The sequence below is a fragment of the Streptomyces sp. NPDC037301 genome (genome assembly GCF_055602785.1).
Genome location: NZ_JBVJWD010000183.1, coordinates 1 through 1,276 on the forward strand (window position 1 = coordinate 1; position 1,276 = coordinate 1,276).

At 64.1% G+C, this 1,276-nt stretch carries 1 protein-coding gene; it reads left to right on the forward strand.

Translation table 11 applies throughout. The annotated features are described in order from the left end of the window. The first annotated feature begins 231 nt into the window (after window positions 1–231). Window positions 232–888, forward strand: coding sequence for a hypothetical protein (locus tag ACZ7IB_RS49275; RefSeq protein WP_470921918.1), 657 nt, complete (start codon window positions 232–234; stop codon window positions 886–888). Window positions 889–1,276: the final 388 nt, after the last annotated feature.

The window sequence follows — 1,276 nt, forward strand, 5'->3', positions numbered from 1 at the left end:
CACCCTAAAGGCCCATGAGTTCGCGCGAACTGACGGGCTTTGGGGCGAACTCATTGGTCTTCAGTCTTGTCCGGCGGCTCTGACCCTTGGGTTCACGGGAACCGACGGCCGGTCTTGCTCTGCGGCTGTGTCCGGGATCTCCCGGCAGCGGGATGCCTCGGTGCAGCGGATGCGGTCGACGATCAGCTCGCTGCTCGGGGAGAATCGGCCGCCATGTGGAAGAAGAGAGCCATGATGCTCACCCTGCTGATGTCAAATGTCGTGCTGCTGACGCTCCTGGTCGCTACGTACATGCCGTCCGAGGGTGATGTTGCGATAGGCAAGGCCGCCCCCCGAGATGCGACTGTCAACCTTCCTGAACTCAAGGGTGGGGCAATCCTGGCCGCAAATCAGTGGCCGGACGCGTGCTCGTTCGTGGACCAGGAGGAGATCAAGGCGATCCTCCCTGATGCCAAGGACATCGAACAGGAGAGCCGTCCGATCAGCGCTTTGTCGATCAAGGACTTCGCTGCCGACTCCTCGTGGAAGGAGAGTGACAGGTCCAAGTCCGGCCAGTGCCTCTACAGCATGCGCCTTCCGGGCGAGACCTACGCCGCTACCCAGTTCTGGTTCCGCATCGAGGCCGTGGCCGACCCCAAGCTGATTGTCGGCTACGAAGATCGCCTCGTGTCAGGAGCCAATACCAACCAGGGTGCACAGGGCGCGGATCACTGCGTCATCACCGGTACCTACGAGGGAAGTTGGAACTGCCGCAAAGGTCCGCTGCTGTTCACCGTGGGCGGGCAGAGCAGCGTGACCTTCAAGGGCGAGTTGGCCCCAGCACCTTTCGTCTGGCGGGACGATGTGCTCCCTGAGTTCGTCCGGACCATCGCCGCGAAGATCAAATAGCTTCCCCAGGAGCGGCAGAAACTACGTCATCTGCGCGGGCCCGGTGTCGCCGAGCACAAGACCAGTCACCTCGGTGCGGCGATCAGCGGTCGGTCCCCGGACGAGGTCGACGGCTGCCGGTCACACCCCGTCATCGCCGCCGGGCCAGGTCACGGGCGGCCTGCTGGCGCCTGACGCTTGCGAGGGCCTCCTGCGACTGCCAGTGCCGCCGGCCCGAGCCTCCTCGCCTTCGCTCAGACCGCAGGCCGGTCGGGCGAGATGAGAAAGCTTCAAGAATCCAGAAGTTCCGTCACCGGACGGAAGAGCACCCGACGGAGGAAGAAGCCCCTGGCCATGGGCTCAAAGAATCAGCGGGGCTCTGGGGAACTCGCGGGATGTCGCACACCCG

Coding starts and splice junctions, on each gene's coding strand:
- ACZ7IB_RS49275 (WP_470921918.1), top strand. CDS start 232: ATGATGCTCACCCTGCTGATGTCAAATGTCGTGCTGCTGACGCTCCTG.